Below are 1091 nucleotides of genomic sequence, written 5' to 3'. Positions count from 1 at the left end.
GTATCTCAGCCCCGTCGAATTCGAGGAACGCAACGCCCGCGCCTCTGTCAAAACCGCCGCCTGAGCCGGTCCGCCCGAAGGGGCGCACTCCATCGAGGCGGTGTGTTTCGACGCCTCCGGGACGCTGGGAGAGATGAGGTTCATCTTTTTCGCCTTGGCCAAAGAGCGATGGGAAAGCTAACGAGATGATGCGGCCGCAAGGAATCCTCTGGATCATCGGCGATAAGTTCCATATCATGTCCACATGCAGACATACCCCGCCATTTGTTTTGTAAAAATCGGACTCGCCGTATTGCTATCGGCGAATCTGATTTTCGGTATCGCAAAAGCTGATACCCATCAGGCAGGCGTGGGTGAAACAATCTTTGAAAACACTGTTCTAGCCACCGATCTCGCTGATCGTGATCAGGCTGCTCAGGAGCAAGGGGCGCGCGAAAGCGATGACGCGGCCCATGGTCCCGGTGATTGCCATATCCATGTCATCCTATTGAAAGAGGCAAAGTTGACCTGCGACCGGTCGTTGGTCGACAGTTCTCGACAGTGGGGTGACGTCCCTGTGATCCTTGCCTCTGTCCAGGGTTATTACCGTCCTCCGCGAGGGTGATTTAACCTTTCTGTGATCGAGATGTCGCAAATCCTGTCATGGCACAGGACTTTGTAGGATTATTTGACAATATGGCCGACCGTTGAAATAGCGAACTTCGTTCGAGGCCGTTTCAACGGATAAAATCCGGGAGCAAAATTTCATCAGGTGACCTGAATGGGTTTTGGAATCCTTCCCGTCCTGGAGTGCAATTATGAGACTGAAAACGATGTTCCTGGTTTCGCTGGCGATAGTCGCATTGGCCTTGGCCACGACCATGACAAGCCGTGCGGAAAAACCACTGGTGATCAGTGGCGCGGCTGCGGCGGAGCCGCATGATGATGCCGATCATGCCGGTGAAAGTGCAGATGCCCATGGTACCGACGATCACGCAGACGAAAGTGCGGATGCCCACAGTGATGACGGCCACGCAGATGAAAGAGCCGACGCCCACGGTGATGACGATCATGCCGGTGAAAGTGCCGATGCTCACGGTGACGACGATCAT

3 protein-coding genes are annotated in these 1091 nt (G+C 54.6%); 1 reads left to right on the top strand and 2 read right to left on the bottom strand.

Features of this window, described 5'->3' with window-relative positions:
• Positions 1–217 (bottom strand): hypothetical protein (locus tag BM064_RS27880; RefSeq protein ID WP_218161140.1); only part of this gene is annotated, 217 nt, incomplete at its 3' end.
• 27 nt (positions 218–244) lie between these two features.
• On the opposite strand from BM064_RS27880, the gene BM064_RS27290 reads away from it, so the two are divergent.
• Positions 245–604, top strand: a complete 360-nt coding sequence (locus tag BM064_RS27290; RefSeq protein WP_143103495.1) for a hypothetical protein — start codon at positions 245–247, stop codon at positions 602–604.
• Between the two features lie 112 nt (positions 605–716).
• Here BM064_RS27290 and BM064_RS27735 read toward each other — a convergent pair.
• On the bottom strand, positions 717–1091 hold a 375-nt coding region (locus BM064_RS27735), incomplete at its 5' end, for a hypothetical protein (RefSeq protein WP_177236424.1).

Origin of the sequence: Albimonas pacifica, from assembly GCF_900113695.1 — a bacterium.
GTDB classification, from domain to species: Bacteria; Pseudomonadota; Alphaproteobacteria; order Rhodobacterales; family Rhodobacteraceae; genus Albimonas; species Albimonas pacifica.
The sequence above is the reverse complement of the archived record's forward strand: the minus strand, read 5'-3'. Positions and strand labels throughout refer to the sequence as shown.

Excerpts from the sequence above, each read along its gene's own strand:
- BM064_RS27290 (WP_143103495.1), top strand. The coding sequence starts at position 245 with ATGCAGACATACCCCGCCATTTGTTTTGTAAAAATCGGACTCGCCGTA.